A 20770-nucleotide genomic window follows, 5' to 3' on the forward strand; every position below is an offset into this window, starting at 1 on the left:
ACCACGTGGACCTCCCGGCCCGACGATAAAACCGCCGCACCTCACCCGCCCGCCACGACCACGGCCGGGTGATACTCGACCGCATGGGGAACTCACGCGAGATCACGTTCGCCGGCGCGGGTGTGACGTTGGCGGGCGCGCTGACCACGCCCGACCTCGGCGAGCCGGCGCCCGGTGTGGTCATGGTCGGCGGTTCGGGGCCGTCCGACCGGGACAACGGCAACCACTTCCCCGCGATCCGCGCGCACCTGGTGGACGCCGGGATCGCCGTGCTGTCCTACGACAAGCGCGGCGTCGGCGGTTCGTCCGGTGACTGGCGCGACTCGACGCCGGCGACCCTGGCCGCCGATGCCGCCGCCGCGCTGGACTTCCTGCGCGGTCGGCCCGACGTGCGGGCCGAGGCCACCGGGCTGTTCGGCCACAGCGAGGGCGGCGGGGTGGTGCTGCGCGCGGCCACCCTGCGCGACGACGTGCCGTGGGTGGTCACCAACGGCACCCCCGGCATGACGTACGCCGCCCAGGACCGCTACGCGGTGGCAACCTGGCTGAGCCGGACCGAAGGCGTCGACGACGAGGGCGTCGCCGCCTCGCTGGCCGCCTACGACCGCGTGGTCGAGGCCGGCCGGCGCGATGCCGACCTCGCGGAGGCGACCCGGCGGTTCGAGGCCGCGCCGACGCCGCCCGAGTTCGTCGAGTTCTGGGCCGACGTGGACGACCGGCTCTGGGAGTCCATCAAGCGCAAGCTGGACCACGACCCGATCCCGGACGCGCTGCGCCTGCGCTGCCCGCAGCTGGCGATCTTCGGCGGCGCGGACGAACTGGTCCCGGTCGCCGACAGCGTCGAGCTGTTCACCGCCGCCGCCACGCACCCCGACCGCGACCCGCGGGCGACGTTGACCGTCGAGGTGTTCCCGGGCGCCGACCACCGCGTCCTCGTCGACGGCGGCCACCTGGCGCCCGGCTACCTCGACACCCTGACCCGCTGGATCACCTCCCGCACCGGTTGAGGACGCCGGCTGCCTCCCACGCGGCGCACTGCGCACCGCGCCGTCCGTACGGCGCAATCCATGCCGCGCAATGCGTACCGCGCGATCCGCGCGGCGAAATCCGTGCGCCCCTTAGGGTTCCTCCCTGATGTCCGCACGGCGTGCGCTCCTCTACCGTCGGCGCCGGCGCCGACGCTTCCGGCAGGCCGGCCCCGCACCCCGCACGCCACGGAGGCCCCCATGAAGGCGATCGTCCAGGACCGCTACGGCTCGTCGGACCGCTTGCGGTTGGAGGAGGTGGACGACCCGGCGCCGGCCGATGACGAGGTGCTGGTGCGGGTGCACGCGGCCTCGGTCAACGCGGCCGACTGGCACGTCATGCGCGGCGACCCGCGCCTGGCGCGCGTGGTGATGCCGGCGGCCTTCGGCTGGTCCGGGCCCAAGCGGCGGATCCGCGGTCGTGACTTCGCCGGTCGGGTGGAGGCGGTCGGCCGGCGCGTGGTCCGGTTCCGGCCCGGTGACGAGGTGTTCGGCGACCTCGGCTTCGCCGACGGCGCGTTCGCCGAGTACGTGTGCGCCCCGGAGGACCTGGTGGCGCGCAAGCCGGCGGGCCTGACGTTCGAGCAGGCGGCGGCGATGCCGGTGGCGGGCAACACCGCCCTCATGGGGGTGCGCGACCTGGCCGGAGCCCGACCGGGACAGCGGATGCTGGTCAACGGGGCGTCGGGCGGCGTCGGGACGTTCGCCGTGCAGATCGCCAAGTCGTTCGGCGCCGAGGTGACCGCGGTGTGCAGCACGAGAAACGTCGACCTGCTGCGGGCGATCGGCGCGGACCACGTCGTGGACTACAAGAACGAGGACTTCGCCGCGAACGGGCAGCGCTACGACGTCGTCTTCGACCTCGTGGCGAACCGCTCCCTGGCCGAGCTGCGACGGGCCCTGACGCCCGACGGGGTCCTGGTGCTCAGCGGCGGCGGCGTGTCCGACGGCGGCAGCCTCGTCGGGCCGATGGGCCTGACCATCAAGGCCGCGCTGACGTCCCGCTTCGTCAGCCAGCGCTTCGTCGCGCTGAACACGAGGACGAGCCGGGAGAACCTGGCGACGCTGGCCGGGCTGGCCGAGTCGGGCGACGTGGTCCCCGTCATCGACCGGACCTATTCGCTGCCCGAGACCCCGGAGGCCGTCCGGTACCTGGAACTGGAGCACGCCCGCGCCAAGGTCGTCATCACGGTCGACCGCTAGCTTGAGTTTTAACCTTCGGGCGGTGTTCGCCTGCCCCTGTTGATCATGGGTGCAGCCCTTGGTCGATCATTCCTTCTTGCGACAGTTGGAAGATCGACCAGAGGGCTGCGGTGATCAGTGTGCCTCACGCCGGTGGCAGGCGTGTCGACGGGGAGTTGTCGGGGTTCCGACGCGAGTTCTACGGGTGTCTGACCCGACGGGCGGATGCGTTGTTCGAGCTCGGTGACGCGGTGTTGTGTGCCGACGGGCCGGTGCGGTCGATCGCGGAGTTGTCGCTGGTAGGCGAGCATCGTCGTGGTCATGGCAGTGGGTATGCCGCGTTGGCGCGCGGCGGGATCGACATCGCGCGGTTGCGGACCGCGCTGAGTACGGTGTCGATCCCGCGTGCGGCGGACGGGCGGTTGGTGTTGGCGGTGGACGTCACCAGCTGGCTGCGCCCGGAGGCGCACACCGGTCGGCAGCGGATCCTGTGTCACACCTACGGTCGCGGCAAGGACCAGCACATGATGGTGCCGGGTTGGCCCTACTCGGTGGTCGTGGCGCTGGAGGCGGGGCGTGGTTCGTGGACCGCGCCGTTGGACGTGGTGCGGCTGGAGCCCGGTGACGACGCAGCGGCCGTGACCGCGGTCCAGGTTCGGGGTGTGGTGGACCGTCTGATCGTCGCCGGGCACTGGCGGCCCGGGGATCCGGACATCCTGCTGGTCGCGGACGCCGGCTACGACGGGCCCCGCCTGGCCCACGTGTTGGCCGATCTGCCGATCACCGTGGTGGTGCGGATGCGTTCGGACCGGGTCCTGCGCCGACCGGCGCCGCCCCATCCGCCCGGCACCCTGGGCCGGCCACGCCGCCACGGCGGCGAGTTCGCCTTCGGCGACCCGGACACCTGGGGCGAACCCGACATCACCACCCGCACCGAGACCAGGCTCTACGGTCCTGCCCTGATCCGGGCGTGGGACCGGTTGCACCCGAGACTGACCCACCGCATCGCCTGGGCCTCCCACGCCGGGAACCTGCCGATCCTGGAAGGCACCGTGATCCGCCTGCAGGTCGACCGGCTGCCGTCCGGGGCGTTCCCGAAACCGGTGTGGTTATGGCACTCCCGCACCGGTCTCGACCACGCCGCGGTGGACCTGTCCTGGCAGGCGTTCCTGCGCCGGTTCGACATCGAGCACACCTTCCGCATGCTCAAGCAGACCCTGGGCTGGACCACTCCGAAACTCCGCTCGCCCGAGCAGGCCGACCGGTGGACCTGGCTGCTCATCGCCGCCTACACCCAACTCCGGCTGGCCCGCCGGTCGGCAGTCGACCTACGCCGTCCCTGGGAGAGACCTCTTTCACCCGAACGGTTGTCCCCGGCCCGAATCCGGCGAGGGTTTCGGCACCTACGCCCGCACACCGCCTGCCCGGCAAACGTCCCGAAACCCTCCCGACCGGGCCCCGGACGCCCGGCCGGAGTGCCCAACACCAAACCGGCACCGCGCCACGACGTCCACACCGCCACCAGCACGAACGCACAGAAACCAAAGCAGCACAAGAAGACGAAGTCGACCACCCCACGACCCCGCCGAACAGGTTAAAGCTCAAGCTAGGACGTGTTTCAGATGTGGCGTAGCCAGATGTTGATGGCGGCGATGTCGATGGTGGCCTGGTAGCGGACGGCGAGTTTGTCGTAGCGGGTGGCGACCGCCCGGTGCTGCTTGAGCAGGTTGATGCCGCACTCGACGGCGTGGCGCTGTTTGTAGATCTCCCGGTCGATCGTGGGTGGCCGTCCGCCCGCGGGGCCTTTGGCCTTGCGGTGGGCGGCCTGGTCGCGGGGCTGGTCGATGGTGGCCTTGATCCCGCGTCGGCGTAGGTAGGCGCGGTTGGCCTGGGAGCTGTAGGCCTTGTCGGCCAGGACCCGGTCCGGTCGTGTCCGTGCGCGGCCGGGTCCGACCCGCGGCACCGAGATCCGCTCGATCACCGGCGTGAACTGCGGGCTGTCACCCCGTTGACCGGCGGTGACCAGCAGCGACAACGGACGCTGTCCCTGCTCGCAGGCCAGGTGCAGCTTGCTGGTCCACCCGCCCCGCGACCGCCCCAACCCGTGATCGTCGGGCTCGGCCCCGCCGAGCGGGGTGTCGGGCGGTTCGACCTGCAGATCCCCCTTTTGCGGGCACCGGCGGCGTGCTGGTGCGCCCGCATGATCGTGGAATCCACGCTCACGTCCCACACGATCAGCCCGGCGGCGTCCGCGCGGGCGCCTGCAACGCGGTCACCGTCCGCTGCCAGACCCCGGCCCGCTGCCAACGCCGGAACAACCCGTACACGGTCTGCCAACGACCGTACTCGGGAGGCACGTCCCGCCACGGGGCACCGACGCGCACCCGCCACCGGATGCCGTCGATCAACTGCCGCTTGCTCCACTTCGGCGGACGACCCGGCTTCTTCCCGACGGGTAACAGCGGTTGCAACACAGCCCACTGCGCGTCGGTCAGGTCGGCCCGCCCCGCTGCCGCTACGCCGGCCACGAGGTCTCCGGTACTGCAGGTTTGCTTGGTCGCTAACCCACTTACCGGAGACCTCGCCACATCTCGGCCACCGACACGCCGCCGATCACCTCACCTTTGAAACACGCGCTAGCGGCCAGCGGGCCGTGGTCGGCGGCTTCACCGCGCGGACCCGGGCGCCCGCTACCGGGTCGCGACGTCGATGGCGCGCCGCATCGCGGCGTCGAGGGGCTCGCCGGTGCGCACGGCGGTGCGCCCGGCGGCGAAGACGGCCCCGGTGACGGCGCCGACGAGCACGGCGGCGTCGAGGTCGTCGAGGTCGTCGGGGAACGCCTGTCGCAGTGCGGTGGCCAGTTCCTGCTGGGCGTCGGATGCCCGCTGCAACATCGCCGCCCACAGCGCCGGCACCGACGTGACGAGGTGCAGTCGGATCCGCTCCAGCTCGCCCGCCGGGTCGCGGACCCCCGTCCCGGCCTCGGCCAGCATCCGGTGCATCGCGCGCCGCAGGAGGTCGCGCGCCGTCTCGTCCGAGCGGCGTTCCGCGATCACGTCCAGCCCGGCGCGCAGGAGGTGCCGGCCGTCGTCGGTGAGGAGCAGGTCCTCCTTCGTGGCGAAGTGGTTGAAGAACGTCGCGGTGGACACCTCGGCGGCCGCGGCGATCTCGGCCGTGGTCGTCCGGTCGTACCCCTGCTGCTCGAAGAGCCGGTACGCCGTCTCGATCAGCGCCCTGCGAGTGCGCAGCTTCTTCCGCTCGCGCAACCCCACCGGTTCGGTCATGCGACCAGCGTACTGGATTCACTACATCATTAGAGTTACTCTAACTTTAGAGTCGATGTAGCCAAGCTGGAGGACCCCCGTGACGATCGACGAGTTCCTCGACCGCCTGGACCACCGCGAGCCCGTCCGGGCCGATGCGGCCTCGCTGGGACGGCTGCACCGGGCGTGGCGACTGCGGGTGCCGTACGAGAACGTCGACGTCCAACTCGGCAGGCCGGTCCTGCTCACCCCGGACGCCCTGGTGGACAAGTTCGCCCGCCGCCGACGCGGCGGTCTCTGCTTCGAGATGAACGGCGCGCTCGCGCTGCTCCTGCGGGCGGCCGGGTTCGCGGTGGCGATCGTGGAGGGCGCGGTGCTGCGCGCCACCCGCGGCGACCGGCAGTGGGGCAACCACATCGCCCTGCTGGTGGACGTCGGAGGAGACCGGTGGCTGGCCGATACCGGCATCGGGGACGCGTTCCTCGAACCGCTGCCGTTGCGGGAAGGCACCTACCGGCAAGGGCCTCGGGTCTACCGGCTGGAGCGCCTCGACACCGCGACCTGGCGCGTGCACCACGACCCGGCGGGCACGGTGTCCTCCTACGACTTCCGCACCGAACCGCGCGACCTCGCCGAGTTCGCCGATCGGGCGCGGAACAAGCAACCGGACTCCCCGTTCGTCCGGGTGCTCCTCGCCCAGCACCACCGCGACGGCCACGAACTGGCCCTCCGCGCCCGCACGCTCACCCGCACCGGACCCGACGGCACCGATCGACGCACGCTGACCACCCTCGACGAGTTCGCCGCGGCGCTGACCGAGCTCCGGATCCCGGTGGCCGACATCGGCCCCGAAGCGCTGCCGGTCCTCTGGGAGAAGACCGGCCACCAGCACGAAGCCTGGCTCGCCATCCAGGAGAGCGCCGCGCGAACCTGAATCCAGGACCCCAGCGGAACCTCAGGTCACGGACGGTGTCGGCGGGACCTCCCCAGGTGCAGCCCGAGCAGGCCGAGCGCCAGCAGCAGGAGGCCGCCCAGGATCGGCAGGGCGAGGTTCACGCCCGTGTCCGGCAGGTCGTCGGCGGGTGGGGTCGGTAGTGGTTCCTGCGGTGAGGTCGGGGTCGTGCCCGGGAGGTCGCCCGCCGGCACGGTGGCGGTGTCCGGTGGGGAGTCGACCTCACGGCCGGTCGGGGTCTTGCCGGTGGCGGTGGCGGTGTTGGGGACGCTGCCGGCCTCGACGTCGGCCCGCGTCACGGTGTAGGACGCGGTGCAGGTGATGACGCCGCCCGGCGCCAGCGGTCCGGCCGGGCAGGTGACCGCGATCCCGGCGCCGGCCAGCCGGTCGTCCTCGATCGCCGGGTCGGTGATCGTGACCGCGCCGGTGTTGGTCACGGTGAACGCGTAGTCGATCCGCTCCCCCGCCTGGGCCCGGCCGTCACCGTCGACGTCGGCCAGCACGGCCTGCTTGTCCACCGCCAGGCCGGCGACGACCTCCACCGGTGTGGTGGCGCCGTCGGTGCCGACGACCGGGTCGCCGTAGGGCGGCTGACCGGTGGCGGTCGCCGTGTTCTCGACCAGGCCGGCGTCGACGTCGGCCTGCGTCAACGTGTACGTGGCCGTGCACGTGACCGACGCGCCGGGGGCCAGCGCCGTCACCGGGCAGGCCACGGGACCGGTCTTCGGGTCGTCCACCGCGATCGGGTCGAGCGTCACGTTGCCGGTGTTGGTCACCACGAACCGGTAGGTGATGGTGTCCCCGGCGTCGCTGCCGTTGGCATCGGTGTCGGTGACCCCGCCGGCCGTCTTCTCCAGCGAGAGCGACGGCAGCCGGGTGATCAGCGTGACGACCTCGTCGGTGCCGGTCACCGGGTCGCCGCTCGGCGGTGTGCCGGTCGCGGTGGCCGTGTTGGTCTTGGACCCCGCGTCGATGTCGGCCTGGGTGAGCACGTAGGGCTCCGCCGTGCAGGTCATGGTCGCGCCGGGGCCCAGTCGGCTCGCCGGGCAGGTCACCGCGCCCACCACGGGGTCGGTGACGGTGACCGGGTCCAGCGTCACCGTGCCTTCGTTGGTGACGCTGAAGGTGTAGGTGATGACGTCCCCCGGGTCGGTGACGCCGTTGCCGTTGCGGTCGGTCACGCCGGAGGAGTTCTTCTCCAGCGCCAGACCTCCCTGGCCGTGGACGGGGGTCGACGTGGTGTCCTCGTCGGTGACCGGGTCGCCGGTGGGCGGGGTGCCGGTCGTGGTCGCCGTGTTCTCGACCAGACCCGCGTCGATGTCGGCCTGGGTCAGCGCGTACGGCGCGGCGGTGCAGGTCACCGAGCCGCCGGGCGCGAGCGCACCGGCCGGGCAGGTCACGTCGCCGACCAGGGTGTCCCGGACGGAGACCGGGTCGAGCGTGACGTTGCCCGCGTTGGTCACGACGAACGTGTAGGTGATCGTGTCGCCGGCGTCCGGGCCGTTGCCGTCCACGTCGGTGACGCCGCCGGACTCCTTGTCCAGCACGATCACCGCCACGGTCGGCACCGACGTGACGGTGCCGTCCTCGGCGGTCACCGGGTCGCCGGACGGCGGTTGCCCGGTCGCGGTCGCGGTGTTGTGCACGGCGCCGGCGTCCACGTCGGCCTGGGTCAGGGTGTACGACGCGGCGCACCCGGTCGAACCGGCGGGAGCGAGGCGCGTCGCGGCGCAGGTCACCGGGCCCGTCTTCGGGTCGTCCACGGCGATCGGGTCGAGCGTGACGTTGCCGGTGTTGGTGACGGTGAACGCGTAGGAGATCGTGTCGCCCGCGTCGGTGACCTGGTTGCCGTTCACGTCCGTGATCGCGCCGGCCCGCTTGTCCAGCGCGATGCCCGGGACGGGCGGGACGGGGGTGGTGACGGTGTCGTCGTCGGTGACCGGGTTGCCGGTGGGCGGGGTGCCGGTGGCGGTGGCCGTGTTGTCGACCTCGCCCGCGTCGACGTCGGCCTGCGTCAGCGCGTAGGGCTGCGCCGTGCACTGCGTGGACGTGCCGGGGGCGAGCGACGTCGCCGCGCACGTGACCGGCCCGACCTTCGAGTCGGCCACCGACACCGGGTTCAGCGTGACGTTGCCCGTGTTCGTCACCGTGAACGCGTAGGAGATCGTGTCACCGGCGTCCACGAGCTGGTTGCCGTTCACGTCGGTGACCTCGCCGGCGGCCTTCGCCAGCACGATCGACGGGCCGGAGGTGACCGGCGTGCTGACCGCGTCGGTGGCGGTCACCGGGTCGCCGGACGGTGGGGTGCCGGTGGCCGTGGCCGTGTTGTCGACCTTGCCCGCGTCCACGTCGGCCTGGGTCAGCCGGTAGGGCTCGGCGGTGCAGGTGGTGGACGCGCCGACGGCCAGCGACGTCACCGCGCACGTCACCGGCCCGACCTTCGGATCGCTCACCGACACCGGGCTCAGCGTCACGTTGCCCGTGTTGGTCACCGTGAACGCGTAGGAGATCGTGTCGCCGGCGTCGGTGAGGTGGTTGCCGTTCACGTCGGTCACCTCGTTCACGGCCTTGCCCAACGAGATCGAGGGCGTGCCGGACAGGGGCGTGGACGTGGTGTCGTCGGCGGTCACCGGGTCGCCGGAGGGCGGGGTGCCCGTGGCGGTGGCCTTGTTGTCGACCTTGCCCGCGTCGACGTCGGCCTGCGTGAGGGTGTAGGGCTCGGCGGTGCAGGTGGTGGACGCGCCGACGGCGAGCGACGTCACCGCGCACGTGACCGGCCCGACCTTCGGATCGCTCACCGACACCGCGTTCAGCGTCACGTTGTCCGTGTTGGTGACGGTGAACGAGTAGGTGATGGTGTCGCCCGCGTCGTGGCCGTTGCCGTCGGTGTCGGTGACCGCGCCGGCCTGCTTGTCCAGCGCGATGCCGCGGGTCACGGGCACAGGCGTGGTGACGGAGTCCTCGTCGGTCGCGTCGGGCAGGTCGGTCGCGGTGCCGGTGGCCTTCGCGGTGTTCGGCACCGTGCCGCTGTCCACGTCGGCCTGCGTGAGCTGGTAGGTCGCCGTGCAGGTGGTCGAAGCGCCGACCGCCACCACGCCGGCCGGGCAGGTCACCGGGCCGACCTTCGGGTCGTCCACCCGAACCGTCTGCAACGGGACCGTGCCGGTGTTGGTCACGGTGAAGGTGTAGGCGATCGTGTCACCGGCGTCGGGGCCGTTGCCGTCCACGTCGGTGATCGGCGCGGCGCTCTTCACCAGGTCGATGCGCGCGACCTCGGCCGTGTTGGTGAACGTGCACAGCGCGGCGACGCCGGCGACGCCGCCGTTGGGCATGGTGAAGCGCCCGGTCGTGCCGGTGCCGGTGGCCAGCGTCTGCCCGGTGTTCTGGTTCACGCACTCCCACGAGCGGTCGTAGCCGGGGGTGGTCGGTCCGCTGTCGACCGTGCCGCTGCCCGACTCCGACACGGTGTAGGTGGTGCCCGCCAGGCCGAACACCGGTCCGGCGACCTCGGCCGGTTCGGTCTGCAAGCCCGCGTCGGTGCCCGTCGTGGTGCCGGTGTTGCCCGTGGTGATCCCGCCGCCGGTCACCGTCAGGGTGGCCTGGTCGGAGGGGGTGACCCGGCCGCGCGGGAAGTTCTTGCGCACGGTGATGGTGTTCGGCGAGGCGCACGAGCCGAAGTCGACGGAGCCCGCCTGGGACAGCTGGCGGCTGTCCAGCACGGCGCCGGTGCTCGGGTTGGCGCGGTACAGCGTCGTGCCGCTGGCCAGGTACAGGTAGCCGTCGCCGGCGAACGCGATGCCGTTGAGCGCCTGACCCGGCGTGCTGACCGAGGTGATCCGGCTGCCGGTGATCGCCTTCGCGGGCCCGGCGGTCGTCGGGATCTCCTCGTTCACGGCGAACACGCTGTTCGCGCCGCCCGCGCCGCCGACGACGTACAGGGTGCCCTGCTGGTCGAACGCCCAGTCCCCGTTCGCGCCGTCGGTCGGCATGGCGCCCTGCGCGACCAGGCCGAGCGACGTGCCGGTGGCGGGGTCGAAGCCGTAGACCCTCAACGTGGTGCCGGAGAACCCGCCGTAGTAGTAGAAGCCGTTGCGGGGGTTGACGGCGCCGTGCGTCACCGGGGCGTCGGGGATGCCGGCCACCGAGGTCGTCGTGCCGGTCGTGGCGTCGAAGCGGTAGATCGTGCGGGCCGAACCGTTGGCCGCCACGCCGTACGCCGCGCTGCCGCCCTCCGTGATGCCCAGCGCGTTGATCGTGCCGGACACGCCGCTGAACGTCGCCGTGGGCGTGCCGACGCCCGTGGCGGGGTCGACCGACCACAGGGTGCGGGTGCCCGGGTTCGCGCCCGTGCCCTGCAACGAGTACAGCGACCCGCAGTTGAACGCGGCCCGTGGGGCGGCGGTCTGCTGAGCGGGCATCGCGGGAGGGCTGCTCCACACGACCAGGCTGAGCACCGCGACCGCCGCGGCCGTGGCGGAACCGATCCGACGCGCGGGCGACCGAACCACGCTTGCCTCCCTCACCCACCGGAGCGCGGACATCGCGGATTGCCGGACCACAGCACCACAGCGGCGGCCCGCTCGCCTCCGCGAGGGAGTCGATCACGACGATCGTGCAGCCGACGGTGCACGTCGACCGGTCCGACACCCGCTCGGGGCACCACTGTCAGGTGCACGATCGCGTTATGCGGCGGGAGATCCGCTCTCGGTGCGCAACTCCCGCCCGTGTTGGTCCGGGATCGACCGGTTCGGGTGATTTCCGTCCACTGTGGTGGGTCGGCGACGAATCCCGCCGGGCCTCGCCCTCCGAGGGGAGTCGCCGGTCATCGTCGACCGACCAGCCGGGCGAGGTCGCGCAGTGGACGACGGCGGTCCGGCCGGTTGGGGGCGAGGCGTTCCCAGACCGCCATCACCGGTCCGCACGGCGAGGGCACCCCGACGGCCACCCACGGCACGATCGACCGCACCCAGCCGAGCGGGGTCCGACACGCGCGGCACCGGCCGTGGTCGTCCCGGGCGGTGCCGGTCGACCAGCGCCTGGACGATCTCCAGCAACCCCGGCAGCTCGCTCGCCGTCACGGCGGCCCGGTGCGAGTCGTCACCCCGTTCCACGACGGCGCGGACGGCGGCGACGTAATCGGTGACGGATTTGACCATCTCCCAGTGGACCAGCCCGTTCGCACCCGCGTGCGTCTCCGCCACTTGCCGGCTCCTCGTTCGTCGGTGTGCCGCCCGCGTCGGAATCCGCATTCCGGTCGGAGCGGATCCGCGCGGCGCGGGAAAGGGAATTCCGGATGACGACCGACGACCGCGGGTGGGTTTTCTTTCGGGATCGTCGACCGTCCGTTGCGGCGAAAAACTAACACCCGTCCCGGAACGGGACGAACGCACGGACGCCGGTCCACCCGGTTGTTGCCGATCCAGGGCATCAGAGCTACCGGAGGTGTCGGTCGGCCCTGGTCGCCCGCCCGTGGCACCACCCGGACGAGCAGGGCGGCCAGGCGGACGACCACCAGGAGTTTGACCCGGATGTCGATCGTGGCACGGGGAATCCTTCGCGCTCCGACGCGTTCCTCCCCCGCGCGGGTCAGTTCCGGCACCGGCCGCTCAAGCGCTCGTGCCGCCGGGACGATAGGAGCACCGTGGGAATGAATGCCGGATCGGCGGGCGTCGGGTGCGGCGCCACCGCTGTCGAAATCCGGGTGGCGGAGAAGACCCGACACCCGCACGCGCGGACCGACAGCAACACGTGGTCGACGTCCTTTTCCGGTATTCCTGTCCACGGGGAGCCGCGTGGCCGGCACCGGCACGGGTCGACGGCGCCTCCGCCCGCGGTCCGCTTCCGAGCGGCACCGCGGGAGGGTTCCGCCCTCTCCCGCTCGGCGACGCCGGCGACGACTCGGGTGCGCGACGACGTCCCCACGGGCGTTGACCCACGTCACGCCGGCCACGCGGTCCCCGATACCCGACCAGTGCGACGTCGTCACGCGACGCCGTGCGGCCTTGCACCCCGTGCGGGGAAGCACCTGCCGTGGTGACCGGTGGCGCCGGCCCGGTGGTGGTCGCCGGGGACGGCAGCGCGCTGGCGGACCCGAGCACCGTGCGGGCGGACCTGCGCAGGGTCGCGGTGGTGCTGCGGAGGCTCGCCGGCGTCCCGGTCCGGACGCTCCCGCTGGACGTGGCCGGCCCCGATCACCTCGACCAGCGGTTGGCCGCGCTCGCCGAGCCCGCGTCGGCCGTCGTGCTCACCCGCGTCAACGCCGATCGCACGGCCCGGGTGCAGGCGGCGTGGGGCCTGCCGCCGGTGGTCGCCGACCGCGACGCCGCCGCGATCGTGACGGCCGCGAAGGTCATCTCCGCCCTGTCCGGCACCCGACGCGGACCCCGTTCGGCCGACGTCGTCGTGGTCGGGGCGGGTGAGAACCAGGCGCTCGGGCCGGTGCTGATGGCGGCCGGGGTCCACCGCCTGACCGAGTGGAACCACGTCGACGGCGACGGGTTCGACGCGCTGCGCGAGTTCTCCCGCCGCGCGCACGTGATCGTCGACCTCGTCGGCGGCCTGCCGTGGACCATGACCACGCGAAGCCGGGCGCCCACACCCGCGGTCGTCACCTCGCCGGGCCGCCGCGAGGAACTGCTCGTGCTGCCCGGACTCGTGCGGGCGCTGGCCGTCACGCCCGACGCGACGCTCGACGTCCACGTGCGCCTGGCCTGCGCCCTGGCGCTCGTCCTGGCCACCCCGGACGGCCGACTGGCCCCGCCACGGCACACACCGGCCCTCCGCGGCCGGATCAGCTCGGCCGCGAGCAGCGCGATGCGCCCCGACCCGGACGGTCAGGGCGCGGTGGCGCTCCCCCACGACACCACCACCTGACGCGCGGCCCGTCCGGGCGGTGCCTCGATCGGATCCCCGGGGCTGCACGGCATGCGCGAAGAGCGCGGTCGGAGGACGTGCGGAAGCCGCGGCACGCCGCTGCCCGGGAGGGGTCCCCGGCCGGCGCGTTTACCGTCGCACGGCAGTCGCTTCCCGTCGGCACGCAAGTGATCGGAATCGAGTCCATGGACGTCACCTCGCTCTTCGCGTTGCCGCTCGTCGTGCCGCGCGCGAACCGCTACGCGGAGCTCGGCATCGCGCCGGAGGCGACGGCCGCCGAGGTCCGCGCGGCCACCGATCGGCACGTCGCCCGGCTGAAGGCGGGCGGCGCGAGCGACGACGCGATCGCGCGGGCGCACCGGCTCAGCCTGGAGAAGCCGGAGGACCGGGCCGCCTACGACGCGGAGCACCCGCCGTTGGCGTTGCTGCGGCTCGAACCCGCGGGCCACCCGGTCTTCGACGACCGGGCGACCAGCCTCGCCGCGCTGCGCCGTGAACTCGAGCGGTTCCTGCTCGACGCCGGGGAGGCGGTCCACCACCCGGACGACACGACCCGGACGGACTTCACCGCGGACTTCCGCCCGACCCCCTTGCTCGACGACCAGCGGCCGGGCCGGACCAACGGATGACGGGGACCATGGACGACAAGAACGCGCACCTGCACCGGGTCGTCGGCATCGACCTGGGCACGACGTACTCGGCGATCGCGGTGTTCGACTCCGACGAGGACACCGCGGTGATCGTTCCCGACCGCACCTTCGACCCGCCCGCCGGCACCACGCCCTCCGTGGTCGGCTTCGACCCGGACGCCGGCGTGGTGATCGTCGGCGCCGCGGCGAAGCAGGCCATGTCCGCGCCCGGTCGGGGCCGCGAGACGATCATCGAGGTCAAGCGCGAGATGGGCGCGCTCTTCAGCGAGGAGACGCTGGAGCTGTTCGGGGCGAGGGGCACGTCGTTCCGCGTGGACGACCCGCTGCGCGTCCGCCTGCACGGCGAGTGGTTGCGGCCGCAGGAGGTCAGCGCCCTGGTGCTGATGCGGATGTAGGAGATCGCCGAACGGGAGCTCGGGCGCGGCGTGCACGACGCGGTGGTCACCGTGCCGGCCTACTTCACCGAACGGCAGAAGAAGGCCACCGAGGAAGCGGCGCTGCTGGCCGGCCTGCACCCGCGGCAGCTGATCCCGGAGCCCACCGCGGCGGCGATCGCGTACGGGGTGGACCGCGCCGAGGAGGAGGCGAAGGTCTACCTGGTCTTCGACCTCGGCGGCGGCACGTTCGACGTGTCGATCATCGAGACCGAGGACCGGCAGATCACCGTCCTCGCCACCGCCGGTGACGCGCGGTTGGGCGGCGGGGACTTCGACGCGGCCATCGCGAAGTGGCTCAACGACAAGGTGGGCCGCTCGTCCCCGAGCGGCGACGAGCGCATGCAGGCGCTGGCCGCCGCCGAGAAGGCCAAGCGCAAGCTCTCCCTGCACGAGAGCACCACGATCGACCTGGGCGGCGGCGTGCCGCCGGTCGAACTCGACCGCGCCACGCTCAGGTCGTTGATCAAGCCCACGTTGGACCGGTCGCTGACGAAGGTCCTGGAGGCGCTGGAGATGGCCAGGGGCGGCCCGGACGAGCCGCCGCTGGACGTCGACGCCGTGCTGCTGGTCGGCGGGTCGACCCGGATCCCGCTCGTGCGGGAGATGCTGGTCGACCACTTCGAGAAGGACGACGACTTCGTCCGCGCCGACGGCGATCCCGACACCCTCGTCGCACGGGGCGCCGCGATCCTCGCCGGCCGGTTCGAGGCGTCGGACTCCTTCGACCTCAACCGGCGGCCGACCGCGGAGCGCCAGTCCGACGCCGACGACTTCGAGATCCGGCTCATCACCGAGCACACCCTCGGCGTCGGCGTGCAGGACGACAGGTTCGACCCGCTGATCGAGCGCGGCGCGAAGATCCCGACGCGCAAGGAGAAGCGCTACACCAACCAGAAGGACTCCGAGAACGTCGAGGTGCCGATCTACCAGGGCGAGTCGGGCCTGGTGTTCGACAACACCCGGGTCGGCACGATCGTGCTGGACAAGATCGAGCCGCGGGAAGCGGGCCACCACCAGTTCGACATCACGTTCAAGCTCGACGTGAACGGGCTGCTCGAGGTCAAGGTGTTCCACGTCAACGCGGGGCGCGAGTACGAGGCGACGTTCCGGCAGAGCACCAGCATCGGCAGGATCGACATGCTGGCCGAGAGCAGGCGGCGGCTGCTGCGGCTGCTGGAGCCGGGTCTGCGGGAGACCGATCCGGTGGGGAGCGCCGACGCGTCCCCGTTCACCGTCCCGCCGCCCGTGGACGTGATCGCCGAGAGCTCTCCGGCCGTGGCTCCGGACGCCGTGCCCGCCGAGTTCCGCCGGCTGTTCCGCAAGGTCACCGCGTGGGCCTCGGAACGCGACGCGCCGCAGGACCTCACCGCCGCGCTGCGCGAGTTCACCGAAGCCGTGCGCACGGGCGTCGGGCTGGACGACGTCGCCGACCGTCTCGAGGACGCGTATGACCGCGCCCGGCGATGAACCCGTGCGGCTGATCGAGCAGGAGCTCGACGCCGAGTACGCCGGGGTCGGCAGGCGCGGCACGCTGTACCGCGCACCCGCCCGGCGGCGCTGCTACCGGCTGATCACGCCGACCGAGATCGGCGCCGACCACCGCGACGAGCTGAAGCGCTGGCAGCACCTGGGATCCCGCGCGGGCCTCGCCCCCGTGGTCCCCGCCGACGCGGCGGGCGACCAGCAACGCCTCGGCGGTCGCTGGTACCAGGTCGTCTGCTACGAGACGAGCGGCGGGCGCAGCCTCGCCGACGCCATCGCCGATCCCGACCCGGCCCGCCGCGTCGACGCGGTCGTGCAGGCGCTGCGCGCGCTGCCCGGCTGGTGGGAGTCGCTGGGGCCGGGCATGGTGCCGATGCCGGCCGACGTCGTGCTCACGGACGCCGGGCCGCAGCTGCTGCCGCTGCCGTGCTGGGGCGCGCCGTCGTTCGCGGAGTTGCTGAGCGCCCCGGAACGGGTGCTGCACCTCGCACCGGGCCTCGCGCGCGGGCAGACGGCGGTCGGCCGGGAGGAGGACCTGTTCGCGCTCGCGGCCGCCGCGCTGCGCTCCTTCGGCACCAGCCCGGAGACCGACGCGGAGCGGTTGCTGCACCGCGCGGCCTGCGCGGTGGCGCCCTCCGGGGAACGGCTCGACGGCAGGCTGCCGGTGTGGATGCGGCGCGTCGGCCCGATCCGGGCGGTGCTCGACGACCTGTGCGAGCTGACGACCTCGCCCGGGCGCGGTGACGTCGACGTCACCTGGCTGGCGGACCGGTTTCAGCACGCCAGGGACGCCATGGACCCCGTGGCCGCGGTCCGGGCGCTGCGTGAGGCGGGCGACCCGGACCAGGCGCTCTCGCTGGCCCGCGCGGTGCTCGTCGAGGATCCGAACTACGACGTGCTGGTGCTCGCCGCCACCATCGCCTACCAGGACGCGGCCGCGCCGCTCGAAGCGCTGACCCTGCTCGACCGGGCGGTGGAGGTGGACCCGGAACGCGTGGAGGCGTACGGGGAGCAGATGTCCGTCGTCGCCGTCGGCGAGGCGTGGGCGATGGTGCAGGCGCTGCTCTCCGACGCCATCGACGACTCCTTCACCCGCCGGCTCGACGCCACCGTGCGGAACGCGTTCCACCGCCTGCCGCACGCGCTGCGCGCCAGGCACGCGCCGGCGATGACGAGCCACCTCGTCCGGCAGGGCCGGGTGCGCGAGGCGAACGCGTTCGCGCACAAGTGGTTGCACGACGGCAAGACCCTGAGGTGGTGGCGGTTCGACCTGATGATCGCCTACGCAGGCACGTTCTGGTTGCTCGGCCGGCGCGCCGAGGCGTCCCAGGTCGCGGGCGTGATCCGGCAGGGCCTCCGGCGGGTGCGGGAGAACGGGTCGGTGGAGGTGGCCGCGATCGACCTGTACGAGCTGCTGCTGTGGCAGCTGGAGGACGACATGGCCGAGGGGGAGAGCCCGTGACCGCGGTGCTGCTCGTGGTGTGCGTCGTGCTCGCGCTGGTGTGCCTGGCCGGCGCCTGGCACTTCCTCGTGGTCGTGCCGAGCCGGTGGCGTGGGCCGTTGCACGAAGCGCTCGGGATCCTCGCGCGCCACCAGCACCCGCGAGCGCAGCTGGCGAAGGCCGACCGGCTGCTCGACGAGGCGATGAACGCGGGCCCCCGAGGGCGTGACCTCGCCGACGCGCGGTTCGCGCACGCCTACGTCCGCGCGATGCTGGGCACCTACGAGGCCGACCGGTACTGGGCGGCCGCCGGCTCCGTCGACAGCCTCGCCACCGCGTCCGGGCACGACCCGGCGGCCACGCACCTCGCGGTGTGGTTGCAGCACAAGCTGGAACGCCACGAACGCGCGGTGGAGCTGTACCACGAGCACGAGGCCGCGCTCGCGGATCGGCCGGGCGCCCGTCTCGCGGCCGCCTCGTCGCACCTGCACCTGGCGGGTGCGCACTGGCGGCGCCGCGAGACCGACCAGGCCCTGCGCCACTTCGACCGGGTGCGCGACCTGGGCGTGCTGACCGAGGAGATCCCGAAGGCCGCGGAGAACCTGCACGTGCTCAAGGGCACCCAGCTGTTCTTCGACCGCCGGCGCGCCGAGGCGCGCGAGGCGTTCGAAGCGGCTCGCGAACGCGCCACCGAGCGCGGGCTGAGCACCGTGGAGGCGGAGCTGGGGCTGCTCGCCTGCGACTGGGAGGGCGACCCGGACGACCTCGACGAGCGGCTGGGCCGGTTGGCGCCGGACACCGACGCCGGCGAGGAGTACCGCGCGCACCTGGGCGCGGCGATGGCGCTGCTCTCGGTGCTGGTCCTCCTGCGGCGCTGGGCGGACCGGCCGGAGCTCTCCGGCGCGCCGGGCCCCGAGGACCGCGGCGAGCTGGCGAAGCGGGTCGAGGCGATGCTCGGGGCCGACCCGGAGCTGGGCGACGCGTTCCTCGTCGAAGGCCTGCTGTCGTACTACTTCGCGACCGGCGAGGACGAGCGCGAGACGGCGCTGGCGACCCTCGAACGCGGCATCGGCCTGAACAGCGCCAAGGCCATCGCCGTCCCCGAGGTGCTGTACCTGGTGGAGAAGGAGCGGGCCCTGGGCGGGGAGGGCGACGCCCTGTCGCGCTTCCTGCGGCTGGTGCACGAGTTCCTCGCCGACCCCGGCGTGCCCCCGGGGCACCGCGAGGAGCTGCGCTCGTTGCGCGACCGGTTCGCCCGCTACGCCGACGACCTCGGTGAGGACCTGCCGCTGCCGGCGCGACCCACGTCGCCCGAGGAACTGCGACAGCGGATCGAGGTGGTGCGCAGGCGCATCGAGCTGATCACCTACCCGCGGCTGCGCCACCTGCCCGACGACGCGCCCGCCCGGGTCCGGCTTCGGGAACGGCTGGCGGAGCTGGACGCGGTCGCCGAACTCTTCACCGCGCAGGCGCAGGCGCTGCTCCAGCGCGAGCACAAACTCGTGATCACGACCGCGGAGTTCCTGCTGCCGCAGGAGGAAGGGGGCGACCGTGCCGTCACCGCTGACCCGGATCCGAACCGCGTGGAAGCGGCCACCGAGCCTGGACCGTGAACGGCTGGTCGGGCTGCTGCCACCGGTGGAGTACCGCCGGGCGGCGGGCGAGCAGCAGCTGTTCGACGAGGCGTCGCTGCCGGTCTCGCTGCCGCTGATGCTGGGCCTCGACCAGGAGGCCGAGTACCTGCTCTGCCGCGAGGTCGCCCGACGCGCGCTCGGTTCCGTGCCCGAACCCGAGTCACTGCCCGGATGACCGGCGAACGGCGCGACGCCCCCGCCCTCCCCCACCTGCCGCCGCGGCTCCCCGACCTCTCGGGGCTGAGCTTCGGCGCCGGCGGGGACCTCGGCGAGCACTTCCGGCGGCTCGAGGAGATCACGCGGCGGCGCGCGGAACGCGAGGAGCCGGTCACGCTCTTCCTGCCCGACTTCGCCACGCTCGCCGCGGAGGACTCGCTCGACGTCGGCGACGACGGCGAGGACCTGCTGGAGGACGCCCGCGCCAACATCGCCCGAGGCGAGTACGCGCTCGCGCTGGACCAGCTCGCGGAGTTCCTCGCCCTCTCCCCCGGTCACGCCGAGGCGCGCTACCTGCGGGCGTACTGCCACTACCGGCTCGACGACCTGATGACGGCGCTGGAGATCACGCTGCCGATGCGGCGCGAGCGGCTGGACGATCCCACGGTGCGCAACGGCGTGCTGGAGCTGCGCGCCACGCTGCGCCGCGTGCTCACGCCCGTGGAGACCGACGCGTTCCTCGGCGCCCGCCGCCACGACCCGCACCGGGCGGACGAGAGGTTCAGGCGGTTCATCGAGCTCGCGCCCGAGGAACCGGAACCGCCCTACCTGCTCGCGATCATGCTGGTGCTGGACGGTGACGTCACGGCGGCGTACCGCACCGCGCGGGCCGCCGTTGACGAGGTCGAGGGCGACGCGAGCCGGCTCCGCGCGCTCGCGGACGCGCTCCAGGCGGCGGCACTGCGGTCGTTGGTGGGCGATGCCGTGCGCGCGCTGGCCGACGGCGCGTACCCGCGCGCCCGCAAGGCGTTGCGGCGACTGGACCGCGAGTGGCGCGAGACCGAGCTGGTGCGCGACTTCGACACGTACCTCGAAGGACTGGTCCGCGCCGGTGACCCACGCGGGACACCACTGCCCCCTCCCGAGCTGGCGCCCGAACGCGCCCTGAAGCTCTACGGGCTGATCGCCGACCAGTACCGGGAGGAGGCCGTCGGCCTGGTGGCGGACGGGCGCTGGGCCGAGGCCGAACGGGTGCTCGCGGAGGTCCTGCGCCTCGTGCCCGCCTACCCGCCGCCGAACTACCTGTACGCGTTCTGCCTCCTGGTGCAGGGCAAAGAGCCGGACCGAGCCGTCACCGCCGCCGGGATCGCCGCGCGCGACCCGATGCTGCCCGAGGCGGACCTGCTGCTGCGCCGGGCGGTGGAGGCCAAGGCGGTGCTGGCCGTCAACGAGGCGTTCGACGAGCACAACGCCGCGATGGCCGCGATCGGCCGGCCGCCCACGCGGCAACAGCTGATCACCCTGCGCCGCACCATGGAGCGACTGCGGGCCCGGGTGCCCGCGCTGCGGGCGCAAGCTGGCAACAGGGCGATCGAGCGGCACGTGCAGGAGCTCGCCGACGCGGTGGCGCAGCGGCTGGAGGAGATCGGCGAGGCCTTGAACGTCCTCGACGTCAACGAGCTGGTCAAGCGCTTCAACCGGTGGGCCTCGACGTCGAGCCCCTACCCGCACCCGCTGATCAACGAGCGGAACCTCGGCTCCGACTTCCTCGAGCTCTCGCTCATCGGCCAGGAAGCGAGGCGGTTGCTCCGCTCCGCCCACGATCCCCGGACGCGGAAGGTGCTCCAGGACATCGTGACCGCGGTCGACCGGTTCGCGTGAGAGGGGGCAGCGG

At 72.9% G+C, this 20770-nt stretch carries 13 protein-coding genes and 2 pseudogenes; 11 read left to right on the forward strand and 4 right to left on the reverse strand.

From position 1 onward, the window contains the following. Window positions 1-83 precede the first annotated feature (83 nt). The 3 genes from AB0I91_RS10575 to AB0I91_RS10585 all read left to right on the forward strand — a co-directional run bounded on the left by AB0I91_RS10575 (window position 84) and on the right by AB0I91_RS10585 (window position 3805). Window positions 84-1007, forward strand: a complete 924-nt coding sequence (locus AB0I91_RS10575) for an alpha/beta hydrolase family protein (protein ID WP_499636448.1) — start codon at window positions 84-86, stop codon at window positions 1005-1007. 219 nt (window positions 1008-1226) lie between these two features. Beyond that, a complete protein-coding gene (locus AB0I91_RS10580) occupies window positions 1227-2228 on the forward strand; it encodes an NAD(P)-dependent alcohol dehydrogenase (RefSeq protein WP_498772971.1) in 1002 nt (333 codons plus the stop codon). A gap of 119 nt (window positions 2229-2347) precedes the next feature. Beyond that, window positions 2348-3805 (forward strand): NF041680 family putative transposase, encoded by a 1458-nt coding sequence (locus tag AB0I91_RS10585; RefSeq protein ID WP_499636544.1) that lies wholly within the window; start codon window positions 2348-2350, stop codon window positions 3803-3805. Between the two features lie 20 nt (window positions 3806-3825). Here AB0I91_RS10585 and AB0I91_RS10590 read toward each other — a convergent pair. Both AB0I91_RS10590 and AB0I91_RS10595 read right to left on the reverse strand, forming a co-directional pair. After that, window positions 3826-4735 (reverse strand): annotated as a pseudogene (locus AB0I91_RS10590) (IS5 family transposase). 162 nt (window positions 4736-4897) lie between these two features. Next, window positions 4898-5491 (reverse strand): TetR/AcrR family transcriptional regulator, encoded by a 594-nt coding sequence (locus tag AB0I91_RS10595; RefSeq protein WP_498772969.1) that lies wholly within the window; start codon window positions 5489-5491, stop codon window positions 4898-4900. A 79-nt stretch (window positions 5492-5570) separates the two neighbouring features. Between AB0I91_RS10595 and AB0I91_RS10600 the strand changes: the two genes are divergently transcribed. Beyond that, the gene (locus tag AB0I91_RS10600; protein ID WP_499636450.1) at window positions 5571-6404 is read left to right on the forward strand and encodes an arylamine N-acetyltransferase family protein; all 834 of its coding nucleotides are present in this window, start codon (window positions 5571-5573) and stop codon (window positions 6402-6404) included. A 26-nt stretch (window positions 6405-6430) separates the two neighbouring features. Here the strand turns inward: AB0I91_RS10600 and AB0I91_RS10605 are convergent, their stop codons facing one another. Both AB0I91_RS10605 and AB0I91_RS10610 read right to left on the reverse strand, forming a co-directional pair. Continuing rightward, window positions 6431-10930 (reverse strand): beta strand repeat-containing protein, encoded by a 4500-nt coding sequence (locus AB0I91_RS10605; protein ID WP_499636452.1) that lies wholly within the window; start codon window positions 10928-10930, stop codon window positions 6431-6433. A 314-nt stretch (window positions 10931-11244) separates the two neighbouring features. Further along, on the reverse strand, window positions 11245-11388 hold the full coding sequence (locus AB0I91_RS10610; RefSeq protein WP_499636454.1) for a hypothetical protein: 144 nt from the start codon (window positions 11386-11388) through the stop codon (window positions 11245-11247). A gap of 1067 nt (window positions 11389-12455) precedes the next feature. Here AB0I91_RS10610 and AB0I91_RS10615 point away from each other — a divergent pair. The 7 genes and pseudogenes from AB0I91_RS10615 (at window position 12456) to AB0I91_RS10645 (ending at window position 20757) form a co-directional block, all read left to right on the forward strand. Then, window positions 12456-13295, forward strand: coding sequence for a hypothetical protein (locus tag AB0I91_RS10615; protein WP_499636456.1), 840 nt, complete (start codon window positions 12456-12458; stop codon window positions 13293-13295). A 185-nt stretch (window positions 13296-13480) separates the two neighbouring features. Continuing rightward, window positions 13481-13924, forward strand: a complete 444-nt coding sequence (locus AB0I91_RS10620; RefSeq protein WP_498772958.1) for a hypothetical protein — start codon at window positions 13481-13483, stop codon at window positions 13922-13924. A gap of 8 nt (window positions 13925-13932) precedes the next feature. Continuing rightward, window positions 13933-15849, forward strand: a pseudogene (locus AB0I91_RS10625) (Hsp70 family protein). Then, a complete protein-coding gene (locus AB0I91_RS10630; protein WP_499636458.1) occupies window positions 15830-17326 on the forward strand; it encodes a hypothetical protein in 1497 nt (498 codons plus the stop codon). Before AB0I91_RS10625 ends, AB0I91_RS10630 begins: the two are co-directional and overlap by 20 nt. Beyond that, on the forward strand, window positions 17323-18918 hold the full coding sequence (locus tag AB0I91_RS10635; protein WP_499636460.1) for a hypothetical protein: 1596 nt from the start codon (window positions 17323-17325) through the stop codon (window positions 18916-18918). The genes AB0I91_RS10630 and AB0I91_RS10635 overlap by 4 nt, the downstream gene beginning before the upstream one ends. Beyond that, the gene (locus AB0I91_RS10640; RefSeq protein ID WP_499636462.1) at window positions 18857-19114 is read left to right on the forward strand and encodes a hypothetical protein; all 258 of its coding nucleotides are present in this window, start codon (window positions 18857-18859) and stop codon (window positions 19112-19114) included. The genes AB0I91_RS10635 and AB0I91_RS10640 overlap by 62 nt, the downstream gene beginning before the upstream one ends. After that, the gene (locus tag AB0I91_RS10645; protein ID WP_499636464.1) at window positions 19111-20757 is read left to right on the forward strand and encodes a hypothetical protein; all 1647 of its coding nucleotides are present in this window, start codon (window positions 19111-19113) and stop codon (window positions 20755-20757) included. Before AB0I91_RS10640 ends, AB0I91_RS10645 begins: the two co-directional genes overlap by 4 nt. The last annotated feature ends 13 nt before the right edge of the window (window positions 20758-20770 follow it).

The organism is Actinosynnema sp. NPDC049800 (assembly GCF_040656635.1).
GTDB lineage: Bacteria > Actinomycetota > Actinomycetes > Mycobacteriales > Pseudonocardiaceae > Actinosynnema.

What these genes read in the sequence shown, in the direction of transcription:
- AB0I91_RS10575 (WP_499636448.1), top strand. Translation starts at nt 84, where the DNA reads ATGGGGAACTCACGCGAGATCACGTTCGCCGGCGCGGGTGTGACGTTG.
- AB0I91_RS10580 (WP_498772971.1), top strand. Translation starts at nt 1,227, where the DNA reads ATGAAGGCGATCGTCCAGGACCGCTACGGCTCGTCGGACCGCTTGCGG.
- AB0I91_RS10595 (WP_498772969.1), bottom strand. Translation starts at nt 5,491, where the DNA reads ATGACCGAACCGGTGGGGTTGCGCGAGCGGAAGAAGCTGCGCACTCGC.
- AB0I91_RS10620 (WP_498772958.1), top strand. Translation starts at nt 13,481, where the DNA reads ATGGACGTCACCTCGCTCTTCGCGTTGCCGCTCGTCGTGCCGCGCGCG.
- AB0I91_RS10630 (WP_499636458.1), top strand. Translation starts at nt 15,830, where the DNA reads ATGACCGCGCCCGGCGATGAACCCGTGCGGCTGATCGAGCAGGAGCTC.
- AB0I91_RS10645 (WP_499636464.1), top strand. Translation starts at nt 19,111, where the DNA reads ATGACCGGCGAACGGCGCGACGCCCCCGCCCTCCCCCACCTGCCGCCG.